Genomic DNA, 13,475 nt, shown 5'->3' with positions numbered 1-13,475 from the left:
CGCGGGGTGGAGCAACGAACGAAGTGAGTTGTCTCGACGCACCAAACATCCCCGAATAAGCAAGCAGAGGAAGAGACAGTTATCCTCTTACAAACAATAGCACAGTAAATCTCATATTCATTAGTAGCGACGCGGGGTGGAGCAGTCTGGTAGCTCGTCGGGCTCATAACCCGAAGGTCGGCGGTTCAAATCCGTCCCCCGCAACCAAATAATGGGCTATAGCCAAGCGGTAAGGCAACGGATTTTGATTCCGTGATTCCCTGGTTCGAATCCAGGTAGCCCAGCCATATGCGGAAGTAGTTCAGTGGTAGAACATCACCTTGCCAAGGTGGGGGTCGCGGGTTCGAATCCCGTCTTCCGCTTTTTTTATTGCAAAATCAATGATAGGCGGGTGTAGTTTAGTGGTAAAACCTCAGCCACGAGCGAAACATCCGTGAGTAATCTCCGAGTTGCCTCGACGCATTCACATCGCTTGAATAAGCGAGCGGAGGAAGAGGCATGTTGTTCGGTGCTTTAAAAATGAGGACAGTAGTTATTAATATATGCGGGTGTAGTTTAGTGGTAAAACCTCAGCCACGAGCGAAACATCCATGAGTAATCTCCGAGTTGCCTCGACGCATTCACATCGCTTGAATAAGCGAGCAGAGGAAGAGGCATGTTGTTCGGTGCTTCAAAAATGAGGACAGTAGTTATTAATATATGCGGGTGTAGTTTAGTGGTAAAACCTCAGCCTTCCAAGCTGATGATGTGAGTTCGATTCTCATCACCCGCTTTTCCTGTTTAGTAAGGGCCTGTAGCTCAGCTGGTTAGAGCGCACGCCTGATAAGCGTGAGGTCGGTGGTTCAAGTCCACTCAGGCCCATCACCTTACGGAAATAGGTTGGGCGCTTTGAATAGGAGAAGTACCCAAGTGGCTGAAGGGGCTCCCCTGCTAAGGGAGTAGGTCGCGTAAGCGGCGCGAGGGTTCAAATCCCTCCTTCTCCGCCATTTATGCTACAACTGAGCTTTGGTATGCGGGTGTGGCGGAATTGGCAGACGCGCTAGAATCAGGCTCTAGTGTCCTAACGGACGTGGGGGTTCAAGTCCCTTCACCCGCATTTCAAAAACTCTTTAAGCAACGGCTTAAGGAGTTTTTTTGTGTTTGGTATGTTGGCACTCAGGGACGGGATCAACGCCACCTGGATGAAAAGGATGGCATTTTAAAATTCGTTTTATGGCAAGGTAGCTCCCTTTAATGGCCCCGTGTGTTTCGATTGCTTCAATTCCATAGGCAGAGCAAGTTGGATAGAAGCGGCAGGATGGCGGGGTAAGCGGTGAAATAAACCGTTGGTAAAGACGGATGATTTGAATGAGGAGCTTGCGCATTTGTAACTTCCTTTCATTCTATATGCTTAAAGTATAGCAAAAAATAGCGGGCAGAAACAGCTATTGGGAATGGACAAAAATTTAGTCGTTTTGTGATGCAGGATTTTCGCTTGCTGTGTCTAATTGTATCGATAACCGGAAGCGAAAGGAGGGGCGCGTTTATTGGTAAATTCCTAATAGAAAGGTGTGAGTGAGGATAAAACGACTTAAAGATGAAAAAGGGTTTACGTTGATTGAAATGCTTGTTGTGTTGATGATTATATCTGTTCTCCTTTTAATTGCCTTGCCGAATATGACAAAAAATACAGACTTGGCTGGGGACAAAAGTTGTGATGCTACACGAAAACTCGTTCAGACACAAGTGTCCGCTTATGAAGTTGAACATGGGCAATTGCCTCGCTCCCTTGATACTCTTGTTCAAGAAGGGTATGTTGACCAAGTAACTTGTGCTTCAGGAAAAACACTCCGCTTAGATGGAAAAAATGTTATCATCGTTTCGGGCTGATGATGGCTTTACGTTTATTGAATTACTCCTCACGATCTTGCTTCTGTCTGTATTGCTTCTCCTTCCTATTGTTTATATTTCCGAAAACGAACCGATTAATGAAGAAAAAGCAGCCATTGCCAAACTCCGGGAAGACCTTGTTCTTGCTCAGCATATTGCGATGACAGAAGGAAAAAAGGTAACGGTATCCTTTGAAGAAGACCGGTTAGTGGTGTTTGCTGACAAAAAAGAGCATAGCACGTTCCGTTATCCACTTGTACTCGAAATGGAAACGGTGACTATGTCTATTAACGATGTTGTTTTTTTGGAAAACGGCCATCCGCAAAGATCCGGTTCTTGGAATGTAGCGACTTCACATGTTACAGCTAGGTTCAGCCTTCAGATCGGAAAGGGGCGTGTGTCTTATCGGGAATTGTAAGGGCTTTGTGTTAATGGAAGCGTTAATTGGCTTAGGCTTATTGGCTTTGGCCACTGCGTTTCTGGTGCCCCTTTACGCGTGGGTCTATGACGCGCGAAACAAATTAGCTGATGAGATGACGATGCTTGTTGCTCTTGAGGAAAAGCGCCATCATTACTATTTCCAACAGGGCAGCCAAGACTGGCAAGGTACGGCCTATGACAATATTTTGATGTATTGCGAGGAAAGTGTGGTGAAGGCAAACAGCCAGCTTTGTGTATACACGCTTAAAAAATGAGGGCGGTTTTACATTAATCGAGCATATAATTGGCTTGCTTGTGCTATCAGTTGTTGTATTTTGCTTGCCGTCGCTATTGCAGCTAGCCGGTTACAGCGATCCTGGTGAACCGTTTGACGCACAGCCTTTTTTAAACCATGTAACTAAAGAAGCAAAAGAAGCTGAACTCATCACTTGGAAGGACGACGCCTTGTTGATTTATAAGGATGGGTCAGCTGTTAGTTATGAGTGGCGGCCACAAAAACGGATCCAACGTTTTCGAGACGGCAAGGGGGTGGTCATAATGGCAGAAGCAGTTGAACGGTTTGGCTGCGAGAAAGCTGGTTATGGCTTAAGCTGTTTGATTACTTTTGAAAATGGGAAAACGACTACACGTTCGTTTTGGACGGCAAAGGATGTGGCTTTCAATTTTCATAAAAAATGAACGAGGCGCTATTTTGCCGCTGACATTGTTGACATTCCTTGTACTGGGCGGCTATTTTTCTTATCAATTGTTCCATTATGAACGGGAGCGCCTCTTTTATGAACAACAGCTCCAATTGCTTGAATTGGAAAATGCCCTGCAATTGGCGGTTTTGGATATTCTGGCAAGCGAGGGAGATGAAACTGAAGACAAGCACTATCCAATGGGGACGGTGTCGATTGTGCAGCAGGCTAAGGAGGACAAGAGCGTTTATGAGCTTGAAGCAACTTTGAAGAATGGTGCTACAAGAAAAGCGCGTTTGGCTGTCAATGCCGATTGGGAAATGGTTTCATATGAAGAAGGGCTGTAATTTTGTCTGAATGGCGAACAAACTGGTTACACTAAACAGTGAGGTGAAGCAAATGACATTCCAGGATTTGTTGAAGTTTGCGACACAGGAAGCGGTGAAGCGAATGGAAAAACCAAAAGCTATACGGCAAGAGGAGCGCAGCAAACGAAAGGCGGAAAAACAACCACTTTCTAATTGGGCATTTGGCGTGTTGCCGATGGCTGTTTCAATCACCAGGCGTCGATTGAAAGAAGGAAGGCGCAGTTAGCGTTTAAGGTGTCGATAATATCACTCAGACTGATAGAAAGCGCTTGTCAGCTGAGATGCCAAACGGAGTGAAGATGCGAATAGAACAGGAAGTCAGGAGCAGTGGTTATCTTGCGCATGGAACGCCAGTCTCAAAGCATCTGAGCGAAGGGAGCATTGAAGGATGCAAGCGTTTGTCTACAGTCTGAGGCTTTAGCGTGTGCTTCCTTTTAAGAAAGCATTTACAAAAAATCGGCTTAGCGTATATAATGAAAGAGATGATCGCTTAAAGAAGGAGGGCAAAGAGCATGGATCGCATGTTTCGGGTTTTAGGATTTTGGACGGGCATATTTGCGGTATTATTTTATATTGGGCATATGAATGAAATGGCTTTGCTGTTTTTTGCGCAAACCGTCATTTTGATTGCGCTAGGCTACCTAGGGCTGTCTGAGAGGGTATATGTTTATATTTTTGCTGGCTATTGCACGTTATTTTTTGTTGGCTTCACGTATTATTCCGTGTTTATCCTTGTTCCAAGTTTCGGACATTAACCTACATATGCAAAAACAGCTGCTTTACATGGTAAAGCAGCTGTTTTAATAGCCGTTCAGAAACGGATTGTGGTCCATTTCTTGGCCTATCGTTGTCAACGGCCCATGTCCAGAAGCGACGATGGTTTCTTCTGGGAGTGTTAGCAGTTTGTTGTGTATGCTTTGCACTAATAATTCGTGGTTGCCGCCGAAAAGGTCGGTTCGGCCAATTCCTTGTTGAAAGAGGGCATCGCCAGAAAAGACAATGTTTTCATCGGCAACATAGTAAGATACGCTCCCAGGAGAATGGCCAGGCGTATGAAAAAGCTTGAAAGAAAAAGAACCGACTTTCAGCGTGCCTTCATCCTTGAGCAAGTGATCTGCAGGCTTTGTTTTAATCGGCTGTCTTCCCATTCGAGCTGAACCATTTTTCAAAGGGTCTAACAGCCATTGTTTTTCTGCTTCATGCAGATAGACAGGACAGGCAAATGCTTGTCTGACTTCTTCTAGTGCGCCAATGTGGTCAAAATGGGCATGTGTAAGCAAAATCGCCTGTGGTGTTAATTTTTGTTCGCGTATCCAGTTGACAAATGCAGCTCCGTCGCCGCCTGGGTCAAACAGTACAGCCTCTTTTTTCTCGTTGTAGAGGACATAGGCATTTGTTTGTAAAGGGCCAAGGGGGATTTGTGTATACATGTCTGCCTCCTAATGGTTTCTTTATGTTCTACGATACATCGTAAAAACGTGATTCTGCAAGGAAGGCGACTCGACAAATGGCATGAAAACGGGTACAATAAGAACGACCATACATACTAGTAAAATGGAGGCTTTCGCTATGGTTTTAGCCATCTTGTTTCTCTTAATCGCCATTCTGTCTGTCTTTGGCGGAATTGTGAGCGTAAAAAGGAAAAATTTCTTTGCTGCTGGCTTTAGTGGCGTGGCTGTTATCGTATTTGGATTTTTTTCAATTGCAACATTGTACGCGATTATTTTTCAAGGCACCGGCGTACCTCTCGAATAAGAACGTACAAAACAGAAGCCCATTTCCGTCCTATTCGGTAATGGGCTTCTAGCATGTATATGATTAATGGAACATTTGCTGATGTAAATAAAAGATGCCGCCATTGACGAGAGAAACTTTGATTCTCGGCTCATATAATTCTTTTAACGCTTGTTTTTCAGCGACATAGCTTTCTGGTTTGTCTTCTTCTTGCTCATAAAAAGCTTCAAGCAATGCATCATCGCTTTCCCACCGCTCCATTGCCGATTTCGCCCAATCCTTTGGTTCTTGCTCAGCAAACGTACGAATCATTTTTTGCAGGCGCTTCATTCCTGACTCGACCCGAATCATTGGTGATAATGTAAAACAATAATCTGGGATTTTTGGTGTGAGTGTTAGAGACTCAAGCCTTTCAAAAAACTGTGGCACAATTTGTCCATGGATGAGGTTTAAGCCAAGCGAAAGCAAAACATCTTTTTTGCGGTCGCATTGAAACGCTACGTTGGCATTCATGCAAAGCCACGGATGTAAAGGGTGTGAGCTTTGTCCTACAGGCTGTTTTTGTTCATACATACGGACGAATGCGCCAAGTTTCTTGGCTGATTGGAAAATTTGTGCTAACCGGACTGAACCAAAATGAACCGGTTCGCCTTTAATGCCTTCTGGACAGCGGTTGTTGTCCGTAATGAGTGTTAACGTCATCGGATTTGGCACACCACCAGTCTTTTCTAAATAATGCCAGTAAAAAGGGCGGTTCATCAGCTCTTTATCCAGCTCAACCGAGAGCTGGACTTTCAGGTGACTTGGCGATTCTTCTAGAATGGGACTGTCATTTGCAAGAAAGTAACGGCGCAAGTATTGATGGATATCAGGCGGTCTCATGGCCATCGTCCTCCTTTCCTTTTTCAGCGCGGAGTTCTTCTTGTGCGTCCGTCATAATCGCAGCTAAGTGATCAAATTTAATTTTCATTTCGCCATCTGAAGTAGACTGGGCCATGACGGATTGCACATACTCTTCTATTTCAGGTAGATCAATTCTTGCTAGAATGTCATCTAATTCACCGATCACAGACTCAAACAAATGGATTTTCTCGTAAAGCAGCTCAAGAATATGTTGCTCAACTGTATGTTGGACAGCAAAATTATAGATGCGGACATCATGCTCTTGACCGAGGCGATGCAAACGGCCAATTCGCTGTTCGACACGCATAGGATTCCAAGGCAAGTCATAGTTGATAATATGGTGGCAAAATTGAAGGTTGATTCCTTCTCCTCCTGCCTCAGTGGCGATCAGCACTTGTGCATGTTTTTGGAATAGCTCCCGCATCCAATCTTTTTTGCCGCGTTTGAACCCACCGCGAAAGGGCACGCTTGTAATGCCATGTTGTTTTAAAAACCATTGCAAGTACAGTTGGGTGGCGCGGTATTCGGTAAAAATGATGACTTTGTCATCAATTTTTTGAATCAATTCGAGTGCTTTTTCGGCCTTGGCGTGGCCATCAACTGCAGTCGCTTCGTTGAGCAATTCGACAATCGCCCCTGTCTCTTTTTCCTCTTGTTCGTATTTATCAATCATGTTTTTCAGCGTAACAAAGACCGCTTCGCGGCTAGAACATAATTCTCGCTTTAACGTAAGCAACGTAAAATGGTTGATCGTGCCGTGTAACGATTCAAGCTTTTCATAAAAGTTCCGTTCACTTTGGCTAAATGTAATCGGCACTGTATTAACGACTCGTTTGGTCCATTCAATCCCTGTTTCCTCACGACGGTTGCGAACCATTACTTTTTGTATGAGGGCACGGAGCTGTTCATCATTTTTTGCGGAACGGTTATTGGCTCGGTATTGCTGTTTAAAGCTCTCGATATTGCCAAGGTGGCCGGGCTTTAATAAAGACACTAAATTAAAAATTTCCTCCAGCTTGTTTTGTACAGGCGTTGCTGTTAACAGCAGGCAAAACTTCTTTTTCAACAAACGGATAAACTCGTAGTTTTTTGTTTTCGGGTTTTTTAGTTTATGGGCTTCATCGATAATGACCATATCGTATGGCTGGGCGAGCACAATCTCACGGTGTGGCTGGCGTTTTGCTGTGTCAATCGAGGCGACGACCACGTCGCATTGCTCCCACACATATGCTTTTTTTTGCGGAATCGCAGGAATGTAAAATTTGCTGTTTAGCTCGATCGCCCATTGTGACACGAGTGATGCTGGCACTAAAATAAGCGCTTTTTTGACTAGGCCGCGAATCATATACTCTTTTAAAATTAGACCCGCTTCAATTGTTTTGCCTAGTCCAACTTCGTCTGCGAGAATCGCTTTGCCATTCATTTTTTCGATCACGGTTTGCGCGGCTTCAAGCTGGTGCTCGTAAGGTTGTAAAGCCGGCAAATAACGGGGCGCAAGCAATCCTTGAAAGTCGGGGATTTGCTCGTGTTGTTCTGCTTCATATGCGAGTTTGAACGTTTCAAAGTTAGACCATGGCCCGTCGTCGGCCAAACGTTGTAAGAACCGAACATTCCAACTATCATCAAAGTTAATGTTAATATCCAAGTCGGTCACATCCTTTATTTCTTGGAAATTGCCGCCGCATTTTTCAAAAAATCTGTTGCGAAACGGACGATCGGTTGTTAGGATAAGAAGTGAACATGTCGTCTGTTTAGTATGTACATATTCCAATCATTTGATTCGGCAAACGCAACTGAATAAAGCGGATGATGGTAAAGGGAGAGACTGGGCATTTACGCCCAGCGCCGAAGGAGCAAGCATTTTGCGAATCTCTCAGGCAAAGAAGACTTTTACTTGACGCATCTCTGGAGAGCGCTTTTTATAAGCCACCTACGAAGACAATTCGGCTTTTGGCCGAGGGAAACTTTCTGGTTCAAGGACAGGGCATACACAGCTTGTGTTTGCCGTGTCCTTTTTTCGTCTATTGAGGGGACTTATATGACTCAATGGCATGGTTTAAAAATCGAGGAGGGTTCTTTATGGAGACTAAGCTGTTACGAACACCGCTTTATGAACTTTACGGTCAGGCAGGAGCGAAAACGGTTGACTTCGGCGGCTGGGAATTGCCCGTTTTCTTTTCAGGAATTAAAAAAGAGCATCACGCCGTTCGAAACGCTGCTGGGCTTTTTGATGTTTCCCATATGGGCGAATTGCTTGTGGAAGGGCCCGATGCGTTAAACAGTTTGCAAGCACTAGTAACGAACGACTTGTCGAAATTGCAAGATAACCAAGCCCAATACAATGCAATGTGTACGGAATCAGGGGGGACGGTTGATGATTTAATTGTTTACCGCCGCAATGAAAATGCGTATTTGCTTGTGCTCAATGCGGCCAACATTCAATCAGATATTGAATGGATTCGCGCCCATGTATCGGGGCAAGTGACCCTTACCGACATTTCTAATGAAACAGCTTTGCTAGCTGTCCAAGGTCCAAAAGCATTAGCGGTTTTGCAGACGTTGACGGATGAGCCTCTGTCTGAGATTCGCCCGTTCCGCTTTAAAGAGAACGTTATGTTCGCAGCGATCCCTGTATTAGCTTCCAGGACAGGCTACACAGGCGAAGATGGCTTCGAGCTTTACGTAAAAGCAGGCGATGCGGCTGAACTTTGGCGGGCGATTTTAGCAGCGGGCGAACCGTTTGGCCTTCTGCCATGTGGGTTAGGAGCCCGTGATACGTTGCGTTTTGAAGCGCGGTTGCCATTATACGGGCAAGAGCTGACAAAAGACATTAGCCCCATTGAAGCTGGCATCGGTTTCGCAGTTAAGACTGATAAACAGGCTGCTTTTATTGGCCAACAAGCGCTTAAAAAGCAAAAAGAACAAGGGCCGAGCCGCAAGCTAGTCGGAATTGAAATGGTGGATCGGGGAATTCCAAGGACTGGGTACCGTGTCTTTTATCAAGGGCAGGACGTCGGCTTTGTCACGAGCGGCACGCAATCGCCAACGCTTGGCAAAAATGTCGGTCTCGTACTTGCCAAAGCTGATGGGGCAGCTATTGACACGGAACTTGAAGTAGAAGTACGAGGCAAACGCCTCCGTGCTCGAGTCGTAAAAACGCCGTTTTACAAGCGTACGAAATAGGAGGGGTAACTGTGAATACACACCGCTATTTGCCGATGACAGAGGAAGATAAAAAAGAAATGCTTGCTACAATCGGCGTTGATTCGATTGAGGCGTTGTTTGCCGATATTCCAGAGTCGACCCGTTTTAAAGGCCAACTTGCTATAGAGGCAGCGTTGAAAGAGCCAGAATTAATCGCTCATTTTCAAAAGCTTGCTGATGAAAACCAATCGATTAAAACGTACACGTCCTTTTTAGGGGCAGGCGTTTACGAGCATTATATCCCGTCGATTGTTGACCATGTGATTTCTAGGTCTGAATTTTATACAGCTTATACACCGTATCAACCGGAAATTTCCCAAGGTGAGTTGCAAGCCATTTTTGAATTTCAAACAATGATTTGCGAACTAACTGGCATGGATATTGCCAACTCTTCTATGTATGACGGGCCTACTGCACTTGCTGAAGCAGCGATGTTATCGTGTGGGCATACAAAAAAGAAGACGATTCTTGTTTCAAAAGCTGTCCATCCAGAGGCACGGGCGGTTTTGAAAACGAATGCGTACGGGCAACGTTTGAATGTCATTGAAATTGACGCTAATGCGAATGTGACTGATATCGAGTCATTAAAGGCGGCTTACAATGAAGAGGTTGCTTGTGTCATTGTCCAACACCCTAACTTTTATGGCAGCCTTGAACCTCTTGCTGAAATCGAGGAAATTGTCCATCAAGGCAAAGCTCAATTTGTTGTTTCCAGCAACCCGCTTGCCCTTGGTGTCTTAAAGCCTCCTGGCGACTTTGGGGCGGACATTGTCGTTGGCGATGCACAACCGTTTGGGATTCCGGTTCAATTTGGCGGACCTCATTGCGGCTATTTTGCGACAACGAAAAAATTAATGCGTAAAATCCCTGGAAGGCTCGTAGGGCAAACCGTCGACGAAGAAGGGCGGAGAGGTTTTGTTCTGACGTTACAAGCCCGTGAACAGCATATTCGCCGTGAGAAAGCAACCTCTAATATTTGCTCGAACCAGGCGCTTAATGCATTGGCTGCATCTGTGGCGATGACTGCCCTTGGCAAGCAAGGTGTGAAAGAAATGGCAAAACAAAATGTCCAAAAAAGCGCTTATTTAAAAAAGCAGCTTAGTCTTGCAGGTATTGACGTAGTAGGCGACGGGCCCACATTTAATGAATTTGTCATCAACTGCGGCCAGCCTGTCAAAGACGTAAATCGCCAATTGCTGGAAAAAGGCATGATCGGTGGTTTTGATCTCGGCAGTGTCGAGCCAGAACGGAACGGGCAAATGCTCGTTTGCGTGACAGAACTGCGCACAAAAGAAGAGTTGGATCTCTTCGCGAACGAAATGGGGGCGCTCGTATGACACAAGCAAAAGATGTTGCATTGATTTTTGAATTAAGCAAACAAGGACGCGTTGGCCATAGTTTGCCTAACTTGGATATTGAAGAGCAGCCGCTTGAATCGCTGCTCCCTGAAGCATATGTACGTGAGGAAGAGCCTGAGCTGCCTGAAGTGTCTGAGTTGCAAATTATGCGCCATTACACCGCTTTATCAAAACGGAACCATGGCGTTGACTCTGGTTTTTACCCACTTGGTTCGTGCACCATGAAGTACAATCCGAAAATCAATGAAGACATTGCCCGTTTGCCTGGTTTGGTGCATGTCCATCCTTACCAGCCGGAGGAGCAAGTACAAGGATCGCTGAAGATGCTCTATTCGTTGCAAACCGCACTTGCGGAAATTACAGGCATGGATGAAGTGACATTGCAACCAGCTGCAGGAGCCCATGGTGAATGGACAGGGTTAATGATGATCCGCGCTTATCATGAGGCGAATGGCGATAAGAAGCGTACGAAAGTGGTCGTTCCTGATTCGGCCCATGGGACGAACCCAGCCTCGGCGACTGTTGCTGGCTTTGAATCAGTGACAGTACGTACCAATGAAGCAGGGCTTGTCGATTTAGACCATTTACGTGAAGTGGTCAACGAGGAAACGGCTGCCCTTATGCTGACCAATCCGAATACGCTTGGCTTGTTTGAAGCAGACATACAGGAAATGGCTGATATCATTCATCGTGCAGGAGGAAAGCTGTACTATGATGGAGCCAACTCCAATGCGATACTGGGCATCGCTAGACCAGGGGATATGGGTTTTGATGTAGTCCACTTGAATTTGCATAAGACGTTTACAGGCCCACATGGGGGCGGCGGTCCAGGCTCAGGACCAGTGGGCGTCAAAAAAGAGTTGGTTCCCTTTTTGCCTAAGCCAGTGTTAGTCAACGATAACGGCTTTTTCCGCTTTGATGCTGATCGGCCACAATCAATTGGCCGTGTAAAACCGTATTACGGGAATTATGGCATTAACTTGCGCGCCTACACGTATATTCGCACAATGGGTCCAGACGGATTGCGGCAAGTCTCTGAAAACGCTGTGTTAAATGCCAATTATATGATGCGCCGGCTAGAATCCTATTATGATTTGCCGTATGCACAACATTGTAAACATGAATTTGTTCTATCGGGCAAACGCCAGAAGAAACTTGGCGTACGGACGCTTGATATAGCGAAGCGGCTTCTTGATTTTGGCTATCATCCGCCTACTATCTATTTTCCGCTTAACGTCGAAGAATGTATGATGATTGAGCCAACTGAAACGGAATCAAAAGAGACGCTGGATGAGTTTATTGAAGCGATGATTCAAATTGCCAAAGAAGCAGAGGAATCGCCAGAACTTGTCCAAGAAGCGCCACACCATACGGTCATTAAGCGCTTAGACGAAACACTTGCAGCGCGCAAACCGATTTTGCGCTATGAAATGAAAAAAGAAACGGTTTAAAATGAGAAAGCAGCCGAGGCACAAGGGGCCTGGCTGCTTTTTTCAAAACAAGTGGTTCATTATTTCTTTTTGACTTTGCCTGTCCAGTTGCGGAAGCCGCCTTTTAAATAAGAAATGTCTTGGACGCCCCGCTTTTTCCGCAGCAATTTTGCCGCTTGTTTGCTTCGTGTGCCTGATTGGCAATACAGATAGACGGGCTGGTCTTGGCGGATTTCGCTTAACCGCTGCCGCATTTGTGAGAGCGGAATATTGCGCGCTCCTAAAATATGGCCCCCCTCATATTCCCGTGTTTCCCGCACGTCAATTAGCTGTGCTTTGCGGTAGCCTTTAATAAATTCGTCTTGGCTCAATGTCTTCAAATACTTCGGTTTGTAAAAACGAGATGCAATAAAAACGATGAGCACAACTGTGAGGACAATAAGAATGATTGTTTGTGCATCCATAATATGAGGCTAGATTCTCCTTTTGCAATATCGACTATCATTATTATAAGCGTGGGTCTCCTTTTTTTCAATAATTGTAGCAGGCAGGAGAAGTGGCTTTTATGCTTACGGAGAATTCCTTAGTTTGGTAAACTAATAGAGGAATGTAGCAGACACTAGGAAAAGGAAGCGATTTTATGAGTGAAGTATGGCGCTTTATTGATTCAAAAAAACAAGGGCCTGCTTATAATATGGCCCTAGACGAGGCGTTGTTGAATTGGCACAGCGAAGGAAAAATCCCCCCGACTATTCGTTTTTATGGCTGGGAACCTGCGACGTTGTCAATTGGTTATTTTCAGCGTGTCGCCAAAGAAATCCGAATGGAAGCTGTTAGAGAAAAACAGCTCGGCTTTGTGCGCCGCCCTACAGGAGGGCGCGGCGTGTTGCATGAACATGAGTTAACCTATAGCGTGATTGTGTCAGAAGCCCATCCAGCTATGCCAAAGACAGTTACCGAAGCATACCGCGTCATTTCCACAGGGTTGCTTGAAGGATTTAAAGCATTGGGCCTCAATGCTTATTTTGCTGTTCCTGATAGCGAAAAAGAGCGTGAAGCATTAAAAAAGCCAAGGTCTGCCGTTTGTTTTGACGCCCCGTCCTATTATGAATTAGTCGTGGAAGGGAAAAAAATCGCCGGGAGTGCGCAAACGCGGCAAAAAGGCGTGATATTACAGCATGGTTCGATTCTACTAGATATCGACGAAGAGAAATTGTTTGATTTATTCCAGTATCGAAGCGACCGGTTGAGGGAGAGGATGCAACGCGCTTTTTCGCAAAAAGCCGTTGCGATTAACGCCCTTAGAAAGGAACCTGTCACATTAGACGAGGCAAGCCGAGCGTTTAAACAAGGGTTCGAGAAAGGCCTAGGCATTCAATTGGTCCCTTATCAGTTAAGTGAATCGGAAGAAAAGGAAGTCCAATTGTTAGCGAAAAGCCGTTATGAGAGCGATGAATGGAATTTCCGCCGTTAATTCGCTACTTGAAT

The 13,475-nt window shown here is 45.4% G+C and carries 17 protein-coding genes, 7 tRNA genes and 1 riboswitch; of the genes, 19 read left to right on the top strand and 5 right to left on the bottom strand.

The annotated features are described in order from the left end of the window. The first annotated feature begins 130 nt into the window (after positions 1–130). The 7 genes from V5G21_RS01300 to V5G21_RS01270 all read left to right on the top strand — a co-directional run bounded on the left by V5G21_RS01300 (position 131) and on the right by V5G21_RS01270 (position 1,096). A tRNA-Met gene (locus V5G21_RS01300) sits at positions 131–207 on the top strand. Positions 208–212: 5 nt separating this feature from the next. After that, positions 213–287: transfer RNA gene (locus tag V5G21_RS01295), tRNA-Gln, on the top strand. Between the two features lie 3 nt (positions 288–290). Then, a tRNA-Gly gene (locus tag V5G21_RS01290) sits at positions 291–362 on the top strand. Positions 363–701: 339 nt separating this feature from the next. Beyond that, positions 702–772 (top strand) — tRNA-Gly (locus V5G21_RS01285). Positions 773–787: 15 nt separating this feature from the next. Further along, positions 788–861, top strand: a tRNA-Ile gene (locus V5G21_RS01280). A 34-nt stretch (positions 862–895) separates the two neighbouring features. Then, positions 896–986 (top strand) — tRNA-Ser (locus V5G21_RS01275). 26 nt (positions 987–1,012) lie between these two features. After that, a tRNA-Leu gene (locus tag V5G21_RS01270) sits at positions 1,013–1,096 on the top strand. A gap of 25 nt (positions 1,097–1,121) precedes the next feature. Here V5G21_RS01270 and yidD read toward each other — a convergent pair. Then, positions 1,122–1,364 (bottom strand): membrane protein insertion efficiency factor YidD, encoded by a 243-nt coding sequence (gene yidD, locus V5G21_RS01265; protein ID WP_011247349.1) that lies wholly within the window; start codon positions 1,362–1,364, stop codon positions 1,122–1,124. A 190-nt stretch (positions 1,365–1,554) separates the two neighbouring features. Between yidD and comGC the strand changes: the two genes are divergently transcribed. From comGC to V5G21_RS01230, 7 genes are all read left to right on the top strand, one after another. Beyond that, complete coding sequence (gene comGC / locus V5G21_RS01260; RefSeq protein ID WP_011247348.1) at positions 1,555–1,869, top strand: competence type IV pilus major pilin ComGC; 315 nt, start codon at positions 1,555–1,557, stop codon at positions 1,867–1,869. After that, the gene (comGD, locus tag V5G21_RS01255) at positions 1,847–2,287 is read left to right on the top strand and encodes a competence type IV pilus minor pilin ComGD (RefSeq protein ID WP_161797016.1); all 441 of its coding nucleotides are present in this window, start codon (positions 1,847–1,849) and stop codon (positions 2,285–2,287) included. Before comGC ends, comGD begins: the two co-directional genes overlap by 23 nt. A 13-nt stretch (positions 2,288–2,300) precedes the next feature. Continuing rightward, positions 2,301–2,564, top strand: a complete 264-nt coding sequence (locus V5G21_RS01250) for a hypothetical protein (RefSeq protein WP_035201667.1) — start codon at positions 2,301–2,303, stop codon at positions 2,562–2,564. Beyond that, complete coding sequence (locus V5G21_RS01245; RefSeq protein WP_338465165.1) at positions 2,542–2,988, top strand: competence type IV pilus minor pilin ComGF; 447 nt, start codon at positions 2,542–2,544, stop codon at positions 2,986–2,988. The genes V5G21_RS01250 and V5G21_RS01245 overlap by 23 nt, the downstream gene beginning before the upstream one ends. Continuing rightward, positions 2,960–3,337, top strand: a complete 378-nt coding sequence (locus V5G21_RS01240) for a competence type IV pilus minor pilin ComGG (RefSeq protein ID WP_035201666.1) — start codon at positions 2,960–2,962, stop codon at positions 3,335–3,337. Before V5G21_RS01245 ends, V5G21_RS01240 begins: the two co-directional genes overlap by 29 nt. A gap of 52 nt (positions 3,338–3,389) precedes the next feature. Further along, positions 3,390–3,584: a YqzE family protein gene (locus V5G21_RS01235; RefSeq protein WP_011247344.1), complete on the top strand. Its 195-nt coding sequence runs from the start codon at positions 3,390–3,392 to the stop codon at positions 3,582–3,584. A 286-nt stretch (positions 3,585–3,870) separates the two neighbouring features. Continuing rightward, positions 3,871–4,113, top strand: coding sequence for a DUF2626 domain-containing protein (locus tag V5G21_RS01230; protein ID WP_011247343.1), 243 nt, complete (start codon positions 3,871–3,873; stop codon positions 4,111–4,113). Between the two features lie 45 nt (positions 4,114–4,158). On the opposite strand, the gene V5G21_RS01225 is transcribed toward V5G21_RS01230, so the two are convergent. Continuing rightward, entirely contained in the window at positions 4,159–4,788 is a 630-nt protein-coding gene (locus V5G21_RS01225; protein WP_011247342.1) for an MBL fold metallo-hydrolase, read from the bottom strand. A gap of 139 nt (positions 4,789–4,927) precedes the next feature. On the opposite strand from V5G21_RS01225, the gene V5G21_RS01220 reads away from it, so the two are divergent. Further along, positions 4,928–5,113, top strand: a complete 186-nt coding sequence (locus V5G21_RS01220; RefSeq protein ID WP_011247341.1) for a DUF2759 family protein — start codon at positions 4,928–4,930, stop codon at positions 5,111–5,113. A gap of 63 nt (positions 5,114–5,176) precedes the next feature. On the opposite strand, the gene V5G21_RS01215 is transcribed toward V5G21_RS01220, so the two are convergent. Further along, the gene (locus V5G21_RS01215) at positions 5,177–5,974 is read right to left on the bottom strand and encodes a YqhG family protein (protein ID WP_011247340.1); all 798 of its coding nucleotides are present in this window, start codon (positions 5,972–5,974) and stop codon (positions 5,177–5,179) included. Further along, positions 5,961–7,640, bottom strand: coding sequence for a DEAD/DEAH box helicase (locus V5G21_RS01210; RefSeq protein WP_338465163.1), 1,680 nt, complete (start codon positions 7,638–7,640; stop codon positions 5,961–5,963). The genes V5G21_RS01215 and V5G21_RS01210 overlap by 14 nt, the downstream gene beginning before the upstream one ends. A gap of 161 nt (positions 7,641–7,801) precedes the next feature. Beyond that, positions 7,802–7,895: riboswitch (glycine riboswitch) on the top strand. Between the two features lie 179 nt (positions 7,896–8,074). Between V5G21_RS01210 and gcvT the strand changes: the two genes are divergently transcribed. The 3 genes from gcvT to gcvPB are packed head-to-tail and all read left to right on the top strand — an operon-like array spanning position 8,075 to position 12,008. Continuing rightward, complete coding sequence (gene gcvT, locus V5G21_RS01205; protein WP_095235958.1) at positions 8,075–9,178, top strand: glycine cleavage system aminomethyltransferase GcvT; 1,104 nt, start codon at positions 8,075–8,077, stop codon at positions 9,176–9,178. 35 nt (positions 9,179–9,213) lie between these two features. Then, the gene (gene gcvPA / locus V5G21_RS01200; RefSeq protein WP_095235968.1) at positions 9,214–10,536 is read left to right on the top strand and encodes an aminomethyl-transferring glycine dehydrogenase subunit GcvPA; all 1,323 of its coding nucleotides are present in this window, start codon (positions 9,214–9,216) and stop codon (positions 10,534–10,536) included. After that, entirely contained in the window at positions 10,533–12,008 is a 1,476-nt protein-coding gene (gene gcvPB, locus V5G21_RS01195; protein ID WP_095235957.1) for an aminomethyl-transferring glycine dehydrogenase subunit GcvPB, read from the top strand. The genes gcvPA and gcvPB overlap by 4 nt, the downstream gene beginning before the upstream one ends. 59 nt (positions 12,009–12,067) lie before the next feature. Here the strand turns inward: gcvPB and V5G21_RS01190 are convergent, their stop codons facing one another. After that, on the bottom strand, positions 12,068–12,451 hold the full coding sequence (locus V5G21_RS01190) for a rhodanese-like domain-containing protein (RefSeq protein ID WP_011247335.1): 384 nt from the start codon (positions 12,449–12,451) through the stop codon (positions 12,068–12,070). Between the two features lie 176 nt (positions 12,452–12,627). Here V5G21_RS01190 and V5G21_RS01185 point away from each other — a divergent pair, with 176 nt between their 5' ends. Then, complete coding sequence (locus V5G21_RS01185) at positions 12,628–13,461, top strand: lipoate--protein ligase family protein (RefSeq protein WP_011247334.1); 834 nt, start codon at positions 12,628–12,630, stop codon at positions 13,459–13,461. The last annotated feature ends 14 nt before the right edge of the window (positions 13,462–13,475 follow it).

It is taken from the genome of Shouchella rhizosphaerae (assembly GCF_036700015.1).
Taxonomy (GTDB): Bacteria; Bacillota; Bacilli; order Bacillales; family Bacillaceae_D; genus Shouchella; species Shouchella rhizosphaerae.
The sequence above is the reverse complement of the archived record's forward strand: the minus strand, read 5'-3'. Positions and strand labels throughout refer to the sequence as shown.

Excerpts from the sequence above, each read along its gene's own strand:
- V5G21_RS01225 (WP_011247342.1), bottom strand. The coding sequence starts at position 4,788 with ATGTATACACAAATCCCCCTTGGCCCTTTACAAACAAATGCCTATGTC.
- V5G21_RS01240 (WP_035201666.1), top strand. The coding sequence starts at position 2,960 with ATGTGGCTTTCAATTTTCATAAAAAATGAACGAGGCGCTATTTTGCCG.
- V5G21_RS01190 (WP_011247335.1), bottom strand. The coding sequence starts at position 12,451 with ATGGATGCACAAACAATCATTCTTATTGTCCTCACAGTTGTGCTCATC.
- V5G21_RS01230 (WP_011247343.1), top strand. The coding sequence starts at position 3,871 with ATGGATCGCATGTTTCGGGTTTTAGGATTTTGGACGGGCATATTTGCG.
- V5G21_RS01215 (WP_011247340.1), bottom strand. The coding sequence starts at position 5,974 with ATGAGACCGCCTGATATCCATCAATACTTGCGCCGTTACTTTCTTGCA.
- gcvPA (WP_095235968.1), top strand. The coding sequence starts at position 9,214 with ATGACAGAGGAAGATAAAAAAGAAATGCTTGCTACAATCGGCGTTGAT.
- V5G21_RS01220 (WP_011247341.1), top strand. The coding sequence starts at position 4,928 with ATGGTTTTAGCCATCTTGTTTCTCTTAATCGCCATTCTGTCTGTCTTT.
- V5G21_RS01185 (WP_011247334.1), top strand. The coding sequence starts at position 12,628 with ATGAGTGAAGTATGGCGCTTTATTGATTCAAAAAAACAAGGGCCTGCT.
- yidD (WP_011247349.1), bottom strand. The coding sequence starts at position 1,364 with ATGCGCAAGCTCCTCATTCAAATCATCCGTCTTTACCAACGGTTTATT.
- comGD (WP_161797016.1), top strand. The coding sequence starts at position 1,847 with ATGTTATCATCGTTTCGGGCTGATGATGGCTTTACGTTTATTGAATTA.
- gcvPB (WP_095235957.1), top strand. The coding sequence starts at position 10,533 with ATGACACAAGCAAAAGATGTTGCATTGATTTTTGAATTAAGCAAACAA.
- gcvT (WP_095235958.1), top strand. The coding sequence starts at position 8,075 with ATGGAGACTAAGCTGTTACGAACACCGCTTTATGAACTTTACGGTCAG.
- V5G21_RS01250 (WP_035201667.1), top strand. The coding sequence starts at position 2,301 with ATGGAAGCGTTAATTGGCTTAGGCTTATTGGCTTTGGCCACTGCGTTT.
- V5G21_RS01235 (WP_011247344.1), top strand. The coding sequence starts at position 3,390 with ATGACATTCCAGGATTTGTTGAAGTTTGCGACACAGGAAGCGGTGAAG.